Origin of the sequence: Rhizobium sp. 10PS4 (assembly GCF_032464805.1) — a bacterium.
GTDB classification, from domain to species: domain Bacteria; phylum Pseudomonadota; class Alphaproteobacteria; order Rhizobiales; family Rhizobiaceae; genus Rhizobium; species Rhizobium laguerreae.
This window is the reverse complement of record NZ_JAWDIW010000008.1, coordinates 229,292-246,307: the sequence shown is the minus strand read 5'-3', so window position 1 is coordinate 246,307 and position 17,016 is coordinate 229,292. Positions and strand designations below refer to the sequence as shown.

Here is a 17,016-nt window from a genome sequence, read left to right as displayed (position 1 = left end):
TTGATACGTTCAGAAGGACAACCGGACGGAAGGAGATCTCCATGAAAGCCATGCGCACCATCGCCGCCTTGAGCCTGCTTGCGGTTGCATTGCCGGCAGGCGCTCAGGACAAGCAGACGGCGGTCGCCAATTTCGTCACCAAGGACGGCAAGGAAGACGGTCGCGCGCAACTGACGGCTGCTGCCAATGGCGGTGTCCTGATCGAAGTCGAGATATCGGGACTGCCGGCGAACAAATGGGTGGCCTTCCATGTGCATGAGACCGGCCGTTGCGACGCCGCGACCCATCACGAATCGGCGGGCGGTCATTTCGATCCTGAGAAGGCGGAGCATGGCATTCTTGCCGCCAAGGGTCCGCACGCTGGCGACATGCCCAATCAATATGTCGGACAGGATGGCGTGTTGCGGGCACAGATCTTCAACGGCATGGTCACGCTCGACGGCAAGACCGACGGCATTCGTGGCCGCGCATTGATGGTGCACGCCAATTCGGATGATTATCGGAGCCAGCCTTCGGGAGATGCCGGCGAAAGACTTTCCTGCGGCGTCGTCCAATAGCTACGGCACAAGTCCTTTAATCGGGATCGATTGAGGGACAAAGCCATGCAGTAATTCAACCTGTGCACAGCGCCGCTGGTCTTAAAAGATCCGCGGCGCCGCAATGTCTCACTGTCGCGTCTGCGTCGGCTTTTCGGCGGTTGCCTTGCCGTTGGACTTTTTTGGTGGCGCGGCATCTGAAGCATCCGCATCAGCGACCGGTTTCTTGTCGAAGGCGAGTTTCACGCGCTTTACCATGTCACGGCTGACCAGCCACCAATCGCCGGTCTTTGCCCAATAGCGCAGCGTTACGGAGATCGCGCCGTCGCCGAGGCTGTCGATGAAGACACTCGGTGCCGGCGACGTCAGCACTCTGGAATCGGCTCTGGCAAGGCCCATCAGCCTCTCCATCGCCAGATCGATGTCATCCTCATGGGCGACGCTGATTTTCAGCTCTTCCCGCCGCGTGGGCTCGCGGCTGAAATTGGTAATCGGCGTGTTCCAGAGCGTCGAATTCGGCGCCAAGCGGTAGAGCCCGTCGCCAGTCCTGAGTTCGGTCGCAAACAGTCCGATTTCGCGCACCGTACCGGCCACGCTGCTGGTCTCGATATATTCGCCAACGCGGAACGGTCTGAGGATCAGCAACATGATACCGGCCGCGATATTCTGCAGCGTCCCTTGCAGCGCCAGCCCGATCGCCAGGCCGGCTGCGCCGAGCGCCGCGATGATCGAGGCGGTCTGAACGCCGAATTGGCCGAGCACGGTGATGAACACCAGGATCAGCAGCGCATAGCGCACGACATTGGTGAAGAAGCGTGCCAACGTCTCGTCGATGCCGTGGATGCGCGACAAGCCCTCATAAGCCCAGCGGCTGACGAAGCCGGCGAGCGTCCAGCCGATGACCAGCAGGATTAACGCCCCCAGGATTGAGAAGGAATATTGGACTGCGAGCGCGCTTGCTTGGCTGAGTGCCGTGCGGGTGGCGAGGAAGACGTCGGCTGCTTGTTGTTCCATGATCAGGCTCTGTCGATTGTTCGTGGTCGGGGCCTAGATGGAGCGGCCGGTGGCAGCGTCAACCGCAGGCGGCGTCTCGGATCGCAAGCACGAAGGGCGCATTGCCGTCGGCATCGGCACCGAGTCCGATTGCCCGCACCGCCGCGACCAGCCAGCCGCTGCGGCCGAGCAGCGCGTCACCGATCTCGATCAGCCGGGCATTCGGCGTCGCGAAGGGCGAGGCGGCCCGCAGCCGGCGGGCAAGCGTTTCCTCGCTCTGATCGGGTGCCAGCGACAGCGCGGCAATGAGCGCTGCGGCCGGCGATCGCGACACGCCCATCCAGCAATGGATGAGCAGCGGCGTCTCCTGCCGCCATGAAGCGGCAAAGTCGATAATCCCCTGCACATGCGTCTCGTCAGGCGCCACGAGATCGCCGGTGCCCTTGAAGACGATATCGTTCATAGCAAGTGTCAGATGGCGCTCGGCCGCGATCACGCCCGGCCGGTGAAAGGCCTGCTCCTTGGCGATCAGGCTGATCATGTCGCGCGCCTTGTGGCGCACCGCCATTTCCGCGATGCGCGACAGCGGCGAGACGACGATGAAGGTCACGATACCATCTCCCGTTCGACCTCGATCGCCGCAAAGCGCTCGCAAAACAACCGCTGCGCTTCGACCGCCGGCAGGGGCTCGATCATCAGCATGTCCTTGCTGATTCCGCGTGGCTGGCCGAAGAATTTCTGTGCCTCGGCGGGTGTGAAACCGGCCAGCACGGTCGCCTCGAAATAAGCGGCGATCGTGTCGGCCTTCTTGATCCGGTCCTTGAGATCGCGCGAGGGATGCGGCGGCAGGCCGAAGCGCAGGTGCACGGCGGCCTCCAGCCGCTTTTCCACCGTCTTGTAGCCGCCGCCGACCACCGATTTGAACGGCGAGATCATGTCGCCGATCACATATTCGGGTGCATCGTGCAGCAGCGCCATCAGGCATTCCTGCGGCCGCGCATCGTTGAAGCGACGGAAGATATCCTCGACGACGAGACTGTGCTGGGCCACCGAAAAAGCATGATCGCCTGAGGTCTGGCCGTTCCAGCGGGCCACGCGCGCAAGCCCGTGAGCGATGTCGATGAGTTCGACGTCGAGCGGCGAGGGTTCCAGCAGGTCGAGCCTGCGCCCGGACAGCATGCGTTGCCAGGCACGCGGAGCTTTCGTCGTTGTCACGCGCTGGCCTCGTCGGCGCTGGCTGGAAAGACGAGACCGGACCATGCCGGTAGGACGAGGGAAACAGGCGTGTCGCCGGCGAGCAGCGGCGTGCCTGCTGCCATCGCCGCGCCGGCGCGGTCGATGCGCACGATCGCAAGTCCATTGCCGCCGTCAACCGAACCGAGGGTTCCCACAGGCTTGCCGGCGGCGGTAATCTCCGTCCCGGTTCCCGGCAGATCCGTTGCGGCGGACACCGTCACGACGCGCCGGCGCGCAGTGCCGCGATGCTGCATGCGTGAGACGACCTCCTGGCCGACATAGCAGCCTTTCCTGAAGGAGAGGCCGCCGTTGAAATCCATCAACACATCATGCGGGAAAGCGTCCTGCAGGGCGAAGTCAGATCCTGATGTGACGATGCCGTGGCGGATGCGTAGCGCGTCGTAGAGCGCTTCTGCACCATCGCCCTGTCTTCCTGCCCGGCGGGTCAGGGTGACGCCCGCCTTGGCGAAGCGGCTGTCTCGGGCGCCCTGGCTGCCCCGGGCGCCCTGGCTGCCCCGGGCGCCCTCGGCATCCTCGCCCCAGGAAACGGTAACGCCTTCTTCGGTGCTTGGCGCAAGTGTGACGGCGGCGCGCAGCTTGTACATCGTCAGCCGTTTCAGCAGGCCATCGCGCTGGCCGGCATCGGTCTCGATCATGTAACCGTCGCCGTCCTGCCAGATCATGAAGTCGAACAGGATCTTGCCCTGCGGCGTCAGCAATGCCCCGGGCCGCGCCTCGTCGGCGCCGAGCGCGGCGATATCGGTGGTGATCAGGTTCTGCAGGAAGGATTGGGCTTCCGCTCCGCTGACGAAGAGCAAGGAGCGGTCTTTCAGGAATACGGCTGGCATGGCGGAACCTGTCGCGTTGGTTATCGCTCAGAGGTATGTCTTCATGAGGTGGATCGCAAGCGCCATGCGAACGTGAAAAGCGCAGGCGAGACGGGCATCAATCGCCCGCTGTGAAGAATTTCCATTTACCCTCGGGCGTAATACCGAGGCGATAGAAATTATATCCGCCGAATTCCTGCATGTCGGAGAGATCGCCGGCCGTGACGATGCGCAGCAGCTCGACGCGCTCCGGCGGTGTCAGCGACTTCAGGTCCTTCTCGGCAAAATAGGGCCAGACATACATGTCGTCGGGCGTGCCCTGGCCGACATGCACGAAGCCGGTCGAGATGATGTCGAGCATGATGGCAAGGATCTCGTCGCCATCAGGATCGCCCGACAGATCCTTCAGCGTGCCGATCGGATCGTCGGTCGGTTCGCCCACAGTCACCTGCGTCTGGTCGGCGCCAGTGCCCATCAGCGGCCGCAGCCGCTCGAGATCGCCGGATGCGGCCGCCTCGACGATCTGCTCGCGCATCTTGCGAACCGGCTCTGGCACCTTGCTGATATCGTAGATCACCTCGGTGGGCTTGGAATTGTCCTGAGCGCCCGGCGTCTTGTCGACACCCTGATTGCTCTGGCTGTTGACCAGCGGGTCGGCCATGGGAACGCCGGGAGTGGTCTGCGGCTGGCTCTGTCCCTGAGCGCTTCCCTGTGCAGGCGTCTCGTTGGCCGCCTGGCCAGGGATCTTGTGCAGTTCGGAAAGCGCGTAGGCTGCCGGCGCAAGGAAAACATTGCCGGCGGCGAGGCTGAACGCAAGCAGCACCGGCGCGAGCGAAATTCGCGAAACTTTCTCTTTACCGGTGTGCATCAAACTCTCTGATAACAATTATTGCAGGGTGCGGTTCGCGGAGAATTCGCCGGCAAGCATGCGCTCACGCAGCGAATCCAGCAGGGCTTCGGCGCTCTTTTCCCCATGCAATCTGATCGTCTCGCGTAGCGCATGTGCAATGGCAGCATCAGCGATGATTTCAGGCTCGATCCCGTCGGCCATGCCGTCGGCCCAAGCCTCGTTCTGGTACTCCAGAGCTGCCTGCATCTTTTCGTGGACGATCATGTCGTCGATGTCGTTGAGGCTTGCTTCCATTGTCTTTTCCTCAGAACTTCTCATGTCTTACTGCACCGTTAACAACACTAACAGCCTTTTCCCAAAACGACACGTCCGCTTGCGAAAACAGGTTAATTAAACGTCAATTTCCAAAGCGCGAGGTAATTTCTGTGGCAAGTGTTGCACCTTCGTTACGGTAGCGCTCTTCTGCCACGATGGCCGCCGGGGTGCAATCCGTATAGACCGAGGCGAAGGCGCGATAGCCGCGATTGAAGGCTGCTGTCAGCTTTTCCTTGCGCTGCGGCTCGTTGCCGGTCTCCGAATCGAGCAGCTGCTGCATGCCGTTTCGCCAATCGTCGCCGCCCGCCGCCTTGCAGAGCGTTCTGAGATAATGCACCGAGCCCAGCACCTCGGCGAACCGCGCCAGCTTGTCGTCATAGGGCACGCTCACGATCGGCGGGGCAATCTCCTCTTCCTGTGGAGGCGGCGTATTCTTGCCCTGCGCCATCGTGGGGCCGGCGAGAACGAGCAGGGACAGAAAAACGCGTCGAACGGGAATCATGCTCACAGTTGATACGCTCAGCATGACGGCAACAAGGCGTGCTTCAAAGTTTCCACGTCTATTCGCCGTCCGCCAGCCGCTCCGCGCATTCGAGCACGCTCTGCGGTACGGGCAATTGCCGGATTTCCTCGACCGTGTACCAGCCGAGGGCTGCCGCATCGTCGGCAGCTTCCGCCACTGCATCCCGATCCGCATCGACGCGAAAGACCGACAGCAGGAAATGGCTCTTGACGCTGCCGTCGGCCGCATGCGTTTTCAGGTCGTAGGTCGAAAACAGCCGCGGATTACGTGCCGAAATGCCGGTCTCTTCATGGAGTTCGCGCAATGCCGTTTGCTCCGGAGTTTCGCCGGGTTCAGCCCGTCCGCCGGGAAAGGCATACATGTCCGCGGAAGGCGGGTTGCGCCGCAACACGAGGAGGAATCGGCCTTCGCGTTCGAGAATGGCGGAGGAGGCGGCTTTGGCGGTGGAGATCATCGGAGGCTGCTCTTGCTGTGATGGCCCATCTTATCGGAGGAATAGTGCGACGGGGATTCGAAAGGTGCTTCCGTGACTTACATCATTTTTGCGTTTGCTGCCCTCTTCGAGATCGCCGGCTGCTTTGCCTTCTGGGCATGGCTGAAGCTCGAAAAGTCAGTCTGGTGGCTGGCGCCGGGCATGATCTCCCTGGCGCTTTTCGCCTGGCTTCTGACGCTGGTGCCGAGCGAGGCCGCCGGCCGCACCTTCGCAGCCTATGGCGGCATTTACATCCTCGCTTCGCTGCTCTGGCTGTGGCTGGTCGAAGCCCGCGTGCCGGATCGTTACGATATCGGCGGTGCGCTGATCTGCCTTGCCGGCGCCAGCCTCATCCTCTTCGCGCCGAGAGGCTGAGGCGCCTTGACGGAGTACCAGCCGGGTGTAAAGACAGGCCGATGTGTGGACGTTTCGCCCTGACAGTCTCCAGCGTCGACCTGAGCGACGTCTTCTCCGGTCTCGATCTCGACGATTTTCCGGCGCGCTACAACATCGCGCCGACGCAGCCGATCCTCGTCGTCATATCAGGCGAGGGCAGGGAGCAGGGAAGCAACTTGGCCGACCGGCGCGCCGTGCTCGTGCGCTGGGGGCTCACTCCGGGCTGGGTCAAAGATCCGAGAGATTTCCCGCTGCTGATCAACGCGCGCGCAGAAACCGCAATCGGTAAAGCCTCCTTCCGCGCCGCCATGCGGCATCGCCGCGTGCTCATTCCGGCCTCCGGTTTCTATGAATGGCATCGCCCGTCGAAAGAAAGCGGCGAGCTGCCGCAGGCCTACTGGATCAGGCCGCGTCAGGGTGGGATCATCGCCTTTGCCGGGCTGATGGAGACATGGTCTTCTGCCGACGGCTCCGAGGTCGATACCGGCGCGATCCTGACGACATCGACCAATTCAGCCATATCAGCGATCCACGATCGCATGCCTGTCGTCATCAGACCTGAGGATTTCACGCGCTGGCTCGACTGCAAGACGCAAGAGCCACGCGAGGTGGTCGACCTGATGCAGCCGGTTCAGGATGATTTCTTCGAGGTCGTGCCGGTCTCCGACAAAGTCAACAAGGTTGCCAACATGGGTCCCGACCTGCAGGAGCCGGTTGTCATCGAAAAGCCGTTGAAGGCGCCCGACAAGCAAAAGCCTGACGACGGCCAGCTCAGCTTCTTCTGAACACTGTCCGCCGCACCAGCCGGCCCGTCGGCGACCTATCGGCGCCGACGTGTCACATTGGCGGTGGCCATGCATCGCTTCGTCCATCAGGTTTTTCGGTTGTGCTTATGTCGCCGGAGCGTTGTCAGGAGATTCCGGCGATCGCCTCTCGTCATTCACTTGGTCAGCGGTGCCTGACGGATGTAACCCGAGAGCACGCATGCTTCCAATTTGAAGCCTTCTTCAAGCGGATTTTTTGACGCTGGTTGGCTTATGCTTCGCCATCAGCGATGCTGCGGCAACAGCCTTCAGGCCGACGGGGCGATAGTTGGCGGCGAGGTCTGGCTTGGCCGCTTGCTGTTCGCCGGTGCTGCTCGTCTTCGAAGTCACGATACTCTCCTTACGTGGTTCTTCCCTGGGCATTTTATAGTTTGATGTTTCGTCACGAATAGCGACAAAATGGGGGCGTAGCTCATCAGGATTTGTAAACGCGCACCATAATTCGCGAGGCTTAACTGAAGCCTACGTTGGTTAATACTTACTGAAGAGAGCAGTTCCAATAAAACTGCGAAAGCGGTTTTCTCGGGAAAATGCGGAACAGCCGGATAAGCGCACGGTTTTCTCCGGGGAAAACCTGCGCTTTTCCCAAGTATCCCTCAGAACGAAGAGAGAAGCATTTCCATCATTTGGAGAAATCCGGAAATGCTCGGTGATCAGATGTGCCGGCCGATATCGTCGTCGCCGATGCCGGGTTCCTCGATCGTTAATGTCCCGTATTTCCGCCGCCATTTCCGCGCGCCGAAGGGAAGCGATATGAGGTAGGCGGCGACGGTGAAGACCATCACCTCCCAGGTGTAGCTCATCAGCAGAGCCACATACAGCACGACACCGAGCATCATCGGCAGCACGAGATCGCGCCGCAAGCGGTTGCCTTCCGCTTTTCCCGACCAGACCGGCAGCCGGCTGATCAGCAGGAAGGCGATGAGCACGGTGTAGATCGACGAGAGATAGGCGAAGGTGCGGTCCGTCGCCAGCCCGAGGAAGCCGAGATAGACCGGCAGCAGCACCAGCATGGCGCCGGCCGGCGCCGGCACGCCGACGAAATATTCCGATTGCCAGCTCGCCTTGTTCTCGCGTTCGGCCATGACATTGAAGCGGGCAAGGCGAAGCCCGGCGGCGATCGCATAGATCAGGGCGGCGATCCAGCCGAGCGAGCGCGCCTGGTCGAGCGCGAAGACGTAGACGACGAGGGCGGGTGCGACGCCGAAATTGACGATGTCGGCAAGCGAATCCATCTGCGCGCCGAACTTTGAGGTTGCTTTCATCAGCCGTGCCACGCGCCCGTCGATGCCGTCGAGGAAGGCGGCGAGCAGCACCATGGAGACGGCGAGCTCATAACGGTTCTCGAAAGCCAGCCGGATGCCGGTCAACCCGGCGCAGATCGCCAGAATGGTGATGAGATTTGGAAAGACGAGCCGGAGCGGGATTTCGCGCAGACGTGGGCCGCGGGCGGAATCATCTGGCCCATTGGGCTCGAAAGGCGGAAAAGGCGTTTCCATATCGCGTTCCAATCGTTCCTAAGGCAATTCCTGCAACAGTGCGTAGCGCTTCTGCACTTCCGTGAAAAGCTGAACCGCTCTAGCTGCGGCGGCTGATGACGGGACCCTTGGCGGAGGCGAATTCGGCGATGACGGTTTCTCCCGCAACCGCCGTCTGGCCGAGCGAGACGCGTGGCGCAGCACCGGCGGGCAGGAACACGTCGAGCCGCGAGCCGAAACGGATCAGCCCGAAGCGCTCGCCGGCATCCACCGGCTCGTTGGGGTTTGCCCAGCAGAGGATGCGCCGCGCGACGAGGCCGGCGATCTGCACGACGCCAATCTGGCCGTGCTGGGTTTCGATCACCAGCCCGTTGCGCTCATTGTCTTCGCTCGCCTTGTCGAGCTCGGCGTTGACGAAGCTGCCGGAGCGGTAGTTGATGCTGACGATGCGCCCGCGCATCGGCGCCCGGTTCACATGGCAATTGAAGACGTTCATGAAAACGGAGATGCGCAGCATCGGCTCGGAGCCGAGGTTGAGCTCGGCCGGCGGGGTCACCATCTGGATCGCCGAGACCTTGCCATCGGCGGGGGAGATCACCAGGTCGTCATCCTGCGGGGTCACGCGCTCCGGATCGCGGAAGAAATAGGCGCACCAAAGTGTGAAGATCATGCCGATCCAGAAGAGCGGCTTAAAGATCCAGCCCAGGACAAGCGACGCGACGAAGAAGGCGGCAACGAAGGGATAGCCCTCCTTGTGCACGGGGACGATCGTGTTGCGAACCGTGTTGAACAGGCTCATGGCTGCCGGTCTCCTTGCGTTTTCATTTTTGCTGTTAGCGAAAAACCGTCTCTGGGGCAATGCTGTGGCCTCGGCCCTGGTTCCCGCGCCGGGGTTCTAAACAACAAAAGCCGGCCGGCGTCGGCTTCCGCTGTCAGCTTGCCGGAGCAAGCCGCGTTATCACGCCGAGGTCGTCGCTTTCGCGCACCTGCTTCAGATGTTCCTCCGCCTGTGTCGCCTCGCGCTGGCGGTTCCACATCGAGGCATAAAGGCCGTTCATTTCGAGGAGGGCGGCATGTGTTCCGCGCTCGGCGATCTCGCCGCTTTTGAGCACGATGATTTCATCGGCGCTGATGACAGTCGAAAGCCGGTGGGCAATAACAAGCGTCGTGCGGTTCTTCGAAACCAGGTCGAGTGCCTCCTGGATTTCCCGCTCCGTTGTCGTGTCGAGCGCCGATGTCGCCTCGTCGAGGATCAGGATCGGTGGCGCCTTGAGGATGGTGCGGGCGATAGCCACCCGCTGCTTCTCGCCGCCCGAAAGCTTCAGCCCGCGCTCGCCGACCTTGGTTTCGAAGCCCTCGGGCAGCGTTTCGATGAAATGCGCGATCCGCGCCACCTCGGCGGCGGCAAAGACCTCGCCGTCGCTGGCCGATGTGCGGCCATAGCGGATGTTGTAGGCGACCGTGTCGTTGAAGAGCACGGTATCCTGCGGCACCATGCCGATCGCCGTACGCAGGCTCTTCTGCGTCACCGTGCGGATATCCTGACCGTCGACGGTGATTGCGCCGCTCTGGATATCGTAGAAACGATAGAGCAGGCGCGACAGCGTCGATTTGCCCGCACCGGACGGGCCGACGACGGCGACCGTCTTACCGGCCGGCACCTCGAAGGAAATGCCCTTCAGGATCGGACGGGCCGCATCATAGGCGAAGTGCACGTCCTTGAAGGAGATCGCGCCCTTGCCGATCCGAAGTTCCGTCGCATCAGGCGCGTCTTTGACTTCGGTCTGCACCTCAAGCAAATCGAACATCTGCTCGATATCGGTCAGCCCCTGGCGGATTTCGCGGTAGACGAAGCCGATGAAGTTGAGCGGTACGGAAAGCTGCAGCAGCATCGAATTGACGAAGACGAAATCGCCGACCGTCTGCTCGCCGCGCTGCACGGCCAGCGCCGACAGCACCAGCATGATGGTCGTGCCGATGCCGAAGATGACGCCCTGGCCGAAATTCAGCCAGCCGAGCGAGGTCCAGACATCGGTCGCCGCCTTCTCGTAGCGTTCCATTGATTTGTCGAAACGCTTTGCCTCCATCTCCTCATTGCCGAAATATTTGACGGTCTCGAAATTGAGGAGAGAGTCGATCGCCTTCGTGTTGGCGTCGGTATCGCTGTCGTTCATCGACCGGCGGATGGCGATGCGCCAGTCGGATGCCCGGATCGTGAACCAGATATAGGCCCAGACAGTAAAGGCGGTAACGGCGAGATAGGAGAAGCCGTAGCCCCACCAGAAGATCACCGCCGTCAGCACGAATTCGATGACGGTCGGGACCGAATTGAGGATCGTGAAGCGCACGATCGTCTCGATACCCTTGGTACCGCGCTCGATGATGCGCGACAGCCCGCCGGTCTTGCGCTCGAGATGGAAGCGCAGCGACAGCTCGTGCATGTGCACGAAGGTCCTGTAGGCGAGCTGGCGCACCGCATGTTGTCCGACGCTGGCAAAGAGCGCGTCGCGCAGCTGGTTGAGGCCGAGCTGGATCAGCCGGGTGATATTATAGGCAATCACCAGCGCGATGGCGCCGGCCAGCAGCGGTGGCACTGAGCCGGCAAGATCCATCCTGCCGTTCAGCGCATCGGTCGACCATTTGAAGAAATAGGGAACGAGCAGCAGTACGAATTTGGAGATCAGCAGGTAGACCGAAGCCCAGACGACGCGCATTTTCAGGTCGGGCCGGCCGGCCGGCCACATATAGGGCCAAAGGTTGAGAAGCGTCTGCGGCAGGTTGGATTCCGAGACTGTCTTGCCGTTTGCCATGCTTGTCTCCAGCCCGGATGAGCTTGCCGCGATTGCGGCGATTCGATGGCGGCAGGAGCGCGGAACCGGGACCTACCTGAAAGCGCTTCCCATATCCCGCAGCCGCCACCGCCAGATAGGGTGCCGGGCGGACGAATACAACAATTGCTGGGGTAAGGAAACGACGAGGCCGGGCGCTTGTCCCGCCCGGCCTCGTCGCGTTGTTTAGTAGCTTAGAGATGCTGGCCGGACATGCGCTTGCGGTGCAGCTCTTCGGCATTCGGCAGGACATCCTTCGGCAGGCCGAAAATCTGGCCAGGGCGGATGCGATCGGGATTGATGATCTTGTCCTCGTTGGCGATGTAGATCGTCGTGTAACGAACGCCGAGGCCATAGGTGCGGCGCGAGATCTGCCACAGCGTGTCGCCGCGGCGAATGATGACCGCCGCATTGTTTGCCGTCAGCGGCGCCTGTTCGATCGTCTTCGGCTGGTTGCTTCCGACATCGTTTGCAGATGGCGTTGCCGGCGCGGGTGCAGCGGTGAGTTCGGCGATCATCCCGCCCAGTTTTTCAAGTGCGGCGCCGACGGATTTCGCATCTCCAGGCAGGCCCTGCAGCAGCTTCAGCGCATTGCCGGCGACCTGAGAGGCCGAGCCGGACGTTTGCTTGAAGGCATCGGGCGCATCGGCCGCCGGACGGAAGTCGGCGACCGAGCGTAGCGCGAACTCCGTTGCCGAGCGCGCCGCTGCGAGCTGTTCGGCGCCGGGCAGCTTGCCATCGGCAAATAGCCCCTTCAGCAGCCCGAAGGCCTTGCCGACTTCTGCTTTGAGTTTGCCGAGTTCGCCTTCGTCGAGCAGCACCATCGAGGAAGCACCGTTCGCCTCGGTGGGCGCCGATTGCGCGGCAACCCTCACCTGATCACCGGCCGGGCGGTTGAAATTCACCGCCGCACGCACGATCACCTTGCCTGCGGGATCGACGACATCGACGCGGATCTTGTGGTCGCCGACCGAGAGCGCCACCACGCCGTCGATGACGAAATGGCCGTCGGAGCCGGCCGTGTCCTGGCCGACGAGGCTGTCGTCGGCATAACCGATGACCTTGGCATTGGAGCGCGTCGTGCCGGCAATGAAGATCTTGTTGCCCTCGATTTCGACGGCATTGACCATGACGTCGGGCACATTCGTCTTATCAGGTGCGGCGGTACCGGGAATGGCCGGTGCCGTATCAGCGGCGCCGGAAGGGGTGTCGGTGAGGTTCGGCGTCTGCAACGCCAGTTCGCCGGTTGCTGCAGCTGTTGCGGCAGGTGCAGCAGGCGGTGTCATCGGGTTGGAAGCATCGGCAACTTCGGTTCCGGCCTTCGGCGCGGTAATGATGCGGCTCGCCGTGCCGGGTTTGGAAACCATGGCGAGCAGATTGGCGCCATTGCCATCCTTCGGCACGGAAATCGTCGCGACTTCTTCGGAAAGCGTGCTCTTGCCGTCCTTGCCCGTGAACTTGAGCACGAGCTGGTGGTCGCCGGCCGGAAGCGGATCGTCGAGAACGGCAGCAAAATCGCCGCTTGCATCGACATTGGCCGTCGTCACCACCTTCTCGCCGTCGAGCACCTCGAGCTTGCCGTTCGGCTCGGCGGAACCGGCAATCACCGTCGATCCGTCGGGTTCGACGCGCAATACGTCGAAGGCCGGAAGCTTGGGGCCGGCATTTTCCGCTGCCGTATTGGCTCCCGGGGCTGCCCCCGGCGCACCGGTCAGCGCAACCTCGGCCTTGGCGATCGCGGCAAGAGCATCGGCGATGTTCTCGGGCAGCGACTGGACGATGGCGAGCGCCTTCGCGCCGCCTTCCTTGGCCTTGGCGGCAAGGGTCTGGGTCGCGGGATCAAGGCCCTCGGGAATGGTGAAATCGGCAAGCGCGGCCAGCGCGTTGACGGCCTTGGTCTTGGCGGCAGTGAAGACATCGATGGAAGGGCCTTTGCCGTCGGCAAACAATGCCTTGAGCTCGCTGAGCGATACGCCGGCATCGGCCGAAAGGCGACCCACCTGGTCGGCGACCGCAGCCGTGTCGCCCACGGCGGAGCGGGATGTCTTTGCCGCCTCGTTAACCGTGTTCTTGACCTCCGTGCTCGCCTGGTTGATGGCATCGCCGACCTTGGTTGCATCGCCGCCGATGCGCGGCATGACGACAAACACCATCAGTAGGATTGCGATTGCGAGGACTGCAAGAGCCAGCAAGCCGGCACGGTTCTTCATCATTATGTCTCCCAGAGCGGCAATTTGCCGTAGTAACCAAAATTGCTAGCGATTCCCGTTGCTTTTCACAAGCATTCAAAGCAATTCGGCAAGCTAGGCACGCTGCTTTTCAGTCAATTTTCTTGACTGCATTGAAATGGAATAGTTGTTTGCCTCTATGACCGAACAATCTGTATCGATTCGATCCATCTGCGTTTACTGCGGCTCCAGGCCGGGAGGCGATCCTTCCCACATGGCGGCCGGGCGTGCTCTCGGAAGAGAGATCGCCGAATACGGCCTGCGCCTCGTCTATGGCGGGGGGACCAAAGGCATCATGGGCGCGGTTGCCAGCGGCGTGCTTTCAGGCGGCGGTCAGGTCACGGGCATTATCCCCGAATTCCTGATCGATATGGAAGCGACTCGCCACTCGCTCGGTCAGCTCAACGAACTCATTGTAACCCCTGACATGCATGCGCGCAAACACACCATGTTCGAGCGCTCCGATGCCTTCGTCGCGCTGCCCGGCGGCATCGGTACGCTGGAGGAGATCGTCGAGATCATGACCTGGGCGCAGCTCGGCCGCCACGAGAAGCCGATGGTCTTTGCCAACGTCAACGGTTTCTGGGATCCGATGATGGAACTGATGCGCCATATGACCGAAGAAGGCTTCCTGCACACCGCCCACCGGGTGCAGCCGCTCGTTGTCGACGAGATCTCCGGCATCATTCCGGCGATCATGGCCCAGGCAGCCCAGCTCGCCGCCGACCGTGACGGCGAGGACGAGGTGATTTCGAAGATGTAGGTCTGTTGCCTTTAGCGCCCCCGGCTTCCCTTCAGCATCGACCAACTATAGAGGAACAGCCCCGCCCAGATCAGCGGGAAGGCGATCATGCGCGCCGTGCCGAATGGCTCGTGGAAAACGAAGACCGCGATCAGAAAGATCATCGTCGGCGCGATATACTGCATGATGCCGATCGTCGAGAGTTTCAAGAGCTTGGCGCCGTTCGCATAGATCATCAGCGGCACGGCGGTGATGACGCCGCAGCCGAGCAGCAGGGTCGTATCTGCAAGACCGGTGCGGTAGAGGTGGCCCTGGCCGCCGAATTCGAGATAGAGGATGTAGAGGAGGGCGGGCCCGCTGAGGATCAGCACTTCGAGGAAGAATCCCTGGTTCGGCCCGAGCGGCAGCGTCTTGCGCAACAGGGCGTAAAAACCCCAGCTGACCGCCAGCGTCAGCGCCACCCACGGGATGCCGCCGCTGTCCAGTGCGAGAATGGCGACGGCAAGTGCTGCAAGCGCGATCGCGGCGATCTGCAGCGGCTGCAGCTTTTCCTTGAGGAACACCGCGCCGAGGAAGATGCTGAACAGCGGATTGATGAAATAACCGAGTGCTGCATCGAGCGAATGGCCGGCGCCGATCGCCCAGACATAGGTGCCCCAGTTGACGGTGATCAGCGACGCGGTCAGCGCCGCCATCGCCAGCATGCGCGGCGACCTGAGTGCTGCGCGGATGTCCTGCGTGCGCCCGAGCACGATCAGCACGATGCCCGCCAGCGGCAGCGACCAGACGATGCGATGGGCGATCACCTCGGCCGGCGTGATATGCGCCACCGCCTTCATGTAGATCGGCAGGAAGCCCCAGAGCAGATAGGCCGTCAGCGCGAAGGCGAACCCGCGCGGACTGTCTTCGTTCTTGGCCAACGGAACGGATGCATCGGTCGACATCGGTGTTTCCATCTTTGTTCTTCTTCTGATCCGGCCTAACTTAAGCGCCGTGAATAGGCCAATTCATTTCGTTGAATGAAGGGTGAGAGGATTTGAAGCGGGAGACGACGCGATGATCCGGCTCCCTGCGCTGGAAGGCGGAGTCCGAAGGAAGCGAATAATATTCGGGCGAGGGCTGGGACCCGTCGCCGAGCCGCGGAATAGGTTTATTCCGCCGCGATCTTGCCCGCCAGCTGCCGGTTCTTCATCAGCTTGTAGATGACCGAATCCATCAGTGCCTGGAACGAAGCGTCGATGATGTTCTCCGAGACGCCGACGGTCCACCAGCGTACACCGTCGCTGTCGGTGGATTCGATCAGCACGCGGGTGATCGCCTCCGTGCCGCCATTGAGGATACGCACCTTAAAATCGGCGAGCACCAGATCGTCGATCTCGTGCTGGTACTTGCCGAAATCCTTGCGCAGCGCGAGGTCGAGTGCGTTGACCGGGCCTTCGGCATCGGCAACCGACATCAGCGTCTGGCCGTCGATGGTGATCTTGACCACCGCCTCCGAGACGATCTTCACTCGGCCGAGACTGTCGAAGCGGCGCTCTATCATCACGCGGAAGCCTTCGATGGTGAAGAATTCCGGGATCGTGCCGAGCGTGCGGCGCGCCAGCAGCTCGAAGCTCGCATCCGCGCCCTCATAGGCATAGCCGATGGATTCACGTTCCTTGACGATCGAGATCAGCAGGTCGAGCTTCGGATCGTCCTTGGCGACCGCGATGCCGCGCCGTTTCAGCGCATTGATGAAGTTTGCCTTGCCGCCCTGGTCGGAGACCATGACCTTGCGGAAGTTGCCGACGGTTTCCGGCGGCACGTGTTCATAGGTCCGCGGATCCTTGAGCAGCGCCGATGCATGAATGCCGGCCTTGGTGGCAAAGGCGGAAGCGCCGACATAGGGCATCTGGTGGTCGGGCGAGCGGTTGAGGAGCTCGTCGAAGGCATGCGAGAGCCGGGTGAGGTTGAGCAGCCGCTCCTCGTCGATCGTCGTTTCGAAACGTGTGTTGTAGGCGCTCTTCAGCGCCAGCGTCGGGATCAGCGTCACCAGATTGGCATTGCCGCAGCGCTCGCCGATACCGTTGAGCGTGCCCTGGATCTGCCGGACGCCGGCGTCGACCGCGGCAAGCGAATTGGCGACCGCCTGGCCGGTGTCGTTATGCGCATGGATGCCAAGACAGTGGCCGGGAACGCCTGAGGCGATCACCGCCTCGACGATGGCGCGCACCTCGGGCGGCTGCGTGCCGCCATTGGTGTCGCAGAGCACGACCCAGCGGGCGCCGCTCTCATAGGCCGTGTTGGCGCAGGCGAGCGCATAGGCCGGATTGGCCTTGAAGCCGTCAAAGAAATGCTCGCAATCGACGATCGCCTCCTTGCCCGCGCCAACCGCCGCCTTGACGCTTTCGGCGATGCATTCGAGGTTTTCCTCGTTGGTGCAGCCGAGCGCCACCGCGACATGATAATCCCAGCTCTTGGCGACGAAACAGATGGCGTCGGATTTCGCCTGCAGCAGCCCGGCAATGCCGGGATCGTTGGAGACCGAAACGCCGGCCCGCTTCGTCATGCCGAAGGCGACGAAACTGGCCTGGCTGGTGCGCTTCTCGCTGAAGAAAGCGGTATCCGTCGGGTTGGCGCCGGGATATCCGCCCTCGACGTAATCGATGCCGAATTCGTCCAGCATGGCGGCGATCGCAATCTTGTCCTCGACGGAAAAATCGATGCCGGGCGTCTGCTGCCCGTCCCGGAGCGTCGTGTCGAAGAGATAGATGCGTTCTTTCATGTCG

General features: G+C 62.0%; 19 protein-coding genes. 4 read left to right on the top strand and 15 right to left on the bottom strand.

The window, feature by feature from the left end; genetic code table 11:
* Nucleotides 1-41 precede the first annotated feature (41 nt).
* Nucleotides 42-557 carry a superoxide dismutase family protein gene (locus RWJ89_RS17430; RefSeq protein ID WP_025393935.1) on the top strand — a complete coding sequence of 172 codons (516 nt, stop codon included), beginning with the start codon at nucleotides 42-44 and terminating at the stop codon, nucleotides 555-557.
* Between the two features lie 108 nt (nucleotides 558-665).
* Here the strand turns inward: RWJ89_RS17430 and RWJ89_RS17425 are convergent, their stop codons facing one another.
* From RWJ89_RS17425 to RWJ89_RS17390, 8 genes are all read right to left on the bottom strand, one after another.
* A complete protein-coding gene (locus tag RWJ89_RS17425) occupies nucleotides 666-1,550 on the bottom strand; it encodes a mechanosensitive ion channel family protein (protein ID WP_025393936.1) in 885 nt (294 codons plus the stop codon).
* A gap of 58 nt (nucleotides 1,551-1,608) precedes the next feature.
* Entirely contained in the window at nucleotides 1,609-2,139 is a 531-nt protein-coding gene (locus tag RWJ89_RS17420) for a tyrosine phosphatase family protein (RefSeq protein ID WP_222060342.1), read from the bottom strand.
* Complete coding sequence (locus RWJ89_RS17415) at nucleotides 2,136-2,744, bottom strand: HD family hydrolase (protein ID WP_316031186.1); 609 nt, start codon at nucleotides 2,742-2,744, stop codon at nucleotides 2,136-2,138. The genes RWJ89_RS17420 and RWJ89_RS17415 overlap by 4 nt, the downstream gene beginning before the upstream one ends.
* A complete protein-coding gene (ygfZ, locus tag RWJ89_RS17410; RefSeq protein WP_221940108.1) occupies nucleotides 2,741-3,613 on the bottom strand; it encodes a CAF17-like 4Fe-4S cluster assembly/insertion protein YgfZ in 873 nt (290 codons plus the stop codon). The genes RWJ89_RS17415 and ygfZ overlap by 4 nt, the downstream gene beginning before the upstream one ends.
* Before the next feature lie 97 nt (nucleotides 3,614-3,710).
* Nucleotides 3,711-4,460 (bottom strand): hypothetical protein, encoded by a 750-nt coding sequence (locus RWJ89_RS17405; protein WP_077976124.1) that lies wholly within the window; start codon nucleotides 4,458-4,460, stop codon nucleotides 3,711-3,713.
* 18 nt (nucleotides 4,461-4,478) lie between these two features.
* Complete coding sequence (locus tag RWJ89_RS17400) at nucleotides 4,479-4,736, bottom strand: hypothetical protein (protein WP_003546972.1); 258 nt, start codon at nucleotides 4,734-4,736, stop codon at nucleotides 4,479-4,481.
* Between the two features lie 103 nt (nucleotides 4,737-4,839).
* Nucleotides 4,840-5,283, bottom strand: coding sequence for a TIGR02301 family protein (locus RWJ89_RS17395; RefSeq protein ID WP_027665234.1), 444 nt, complete (start codon nucleotides 5,281-5,283; stop codon nucleotides 4,840-4,842).
* A gap of 34 nt (nucleotides 5,284-5,317) precedes the next feature.
* The gene (locus tag RWJ89_RS17390) at nucleotides 5,318-5,734 is read right to left on the bottom strand and encodes an NUDIX hydrolase (protein WP_222060343.1); all 417 of its coding nucleotides are present in this window, start codon (nucleotides 5,732-5,734) and stop codon (nucleotides 5,318-5,320) included.
* Between the two features lie 72 nt (nucleotides 5,735-5,806).
* Here RWJ89_RS17390 and RWJ89_RS17385 point away from each other — a divergent pair, with 72 nt between their 5' ends.
* Together RWJ89_RS17385 and RWJ89_RS17380 are read left to right on the top strand one after the other, a co-directional pair.
* A complete protein-coding gene (locus RWJ89_RS17385) occupies nucleotides 5,807-6,127 on the top strand; it encodes a YnfA family protein (protein ID WP_077976126.1) in 321 nt (106 codons plus the stop codon).
* Between the two features lie 41 nt (nucleotides 6,128-6,168).
* Nucleotides 6,169-6,933, top strand: coding sequence for an SOS response-associated peptidase (locus RWJ89_RS17380; RefSeq protein WP_131665956.1), 765 nt, complete (start codon nucleotides 6,169-6,171; stop codon nucleotides 6,931-6,933).
* Between the two features lie 222 nt (nucleotides 6,934-7,155).
* On the opposite strand, the gene RWJ89_RS17375 is transcribed toward RWJ89_RS17380, so the two are convergent.
* The 5 genes from RWJ89_RS17375 to RWJ89_RS17355 form a co-directional block, all read right to left on the bottom strand.
* The gene (locus RWJ89_RS17375) at nucleotides 7,156-7,302 is read right to left on the bottom strand and encodes a hypothetical protein (protein WP_017959783.1); all 147 of its coding nucleotides are present in this window, start codon (nucleotides 7,300-7,302) and stop codon (nucleotides 7,156-7,158) included.
* A 323-nt stretch (nucleotides 7,303-7,625) separates the two neighbouring features.
* Entirely contained in the window at nucleotides 7,626-8,471 is an 846-nt protein-coding gene (gene pssA, locus RWJ89_RS17370; protein WP_077976128.1) for a CDP-diacylglycerol--serine O-phosphatidyltransferase, read from the bottom strand.
* Nucleotides 8,472-8,550: 79 nt separating this feature from the next.
* Nucleotides 8,551-9,309, bottom strand: coding sequence for a phosphatidylserine decarboxylase (locus RWJ89_RS17365; RefSeq protein ID WP_260691447.1), 759 nt, complete (start codon nucleotides 9,307-9,309; stop codon nucleotides 8,551-8,553).
* A gap of 73 nt (nucleotides 9,310-9,382) precedes the next feature.
* Complete coding sequence (locus RWJ89_RS17360; protein ID WP_316031185.1) at nucleotides 9,383-11,260, bottom strand: ABCB family ABC transporter ATP-binding protein/permease; 1,878 nt, start codon at nucleotides 11,258-11,260, stop codon at nucleotides 9,383-9,385.
* Nucleotides 11,261-11,472: 212 nt separating this feature from the next.
* Entirely contained in the window at nucleotides 11,473-13,491 is a 2,019-nt protein-coding gene (locus RWJ89_RS17355; RefSeq protein WP_168343198.1) for a LysM peptidoglycan-binding domain-containing protein, read from the bottom strand.
* Between the two features lie 154 nt (nucleotides 13,492-13,645).
* Between RWJ89_RS17355 and RWJ89_RS17350 the strand changes: the two genes are divergently transcribed.
* Nucleotides 13,646-14,269 (top strand): TIGR00730 family Rossman fold protein, encoded by a 624-nt coding sequence (locus tag RWJ89_RS17350; RefSeq protein ID WP_020049334.1) that lies wholly within the window; start codon nucleotides 13,646-13,648, stop codon nucleotides 14,267-14,269.
* Between the two features lie 11 nt (nucleotides 14,270-14,280).
* Here RWJ89_RS17350 and rarD read toward each other — a convergent pair whose 3' ends face one another.
* Nucleotides 14,281-15,192 (bottom strand): EamA family transporter RarD, encoded by a 912-nt coding sequence (gene rarD, locus RWJ89_RS17345; RefSeq protein ID WP_077976131.1) that lies wholly within the window; start codon nucleotides 15,190-15,192, stop codon nucleotides 14,281-14,283.
* A 206-nt stretch (nucleotides 15,193-15,398) separates the two neighbouring features.
* On the bottom strand, nucleotides 15,399-17,012 hold the full coding sequence (cimA, locus tag RWJ89_RS17340; RefSeq protein ID WP_131640416.1) for a citramalate synthase: 1,614 nt from the start codon (nucleotides 17,010-17,012) through the stop codon (nucleotides 15,399-15,401).
* Nucleotides 17,013-17,016: the final 4 nt, after the last annotated feature.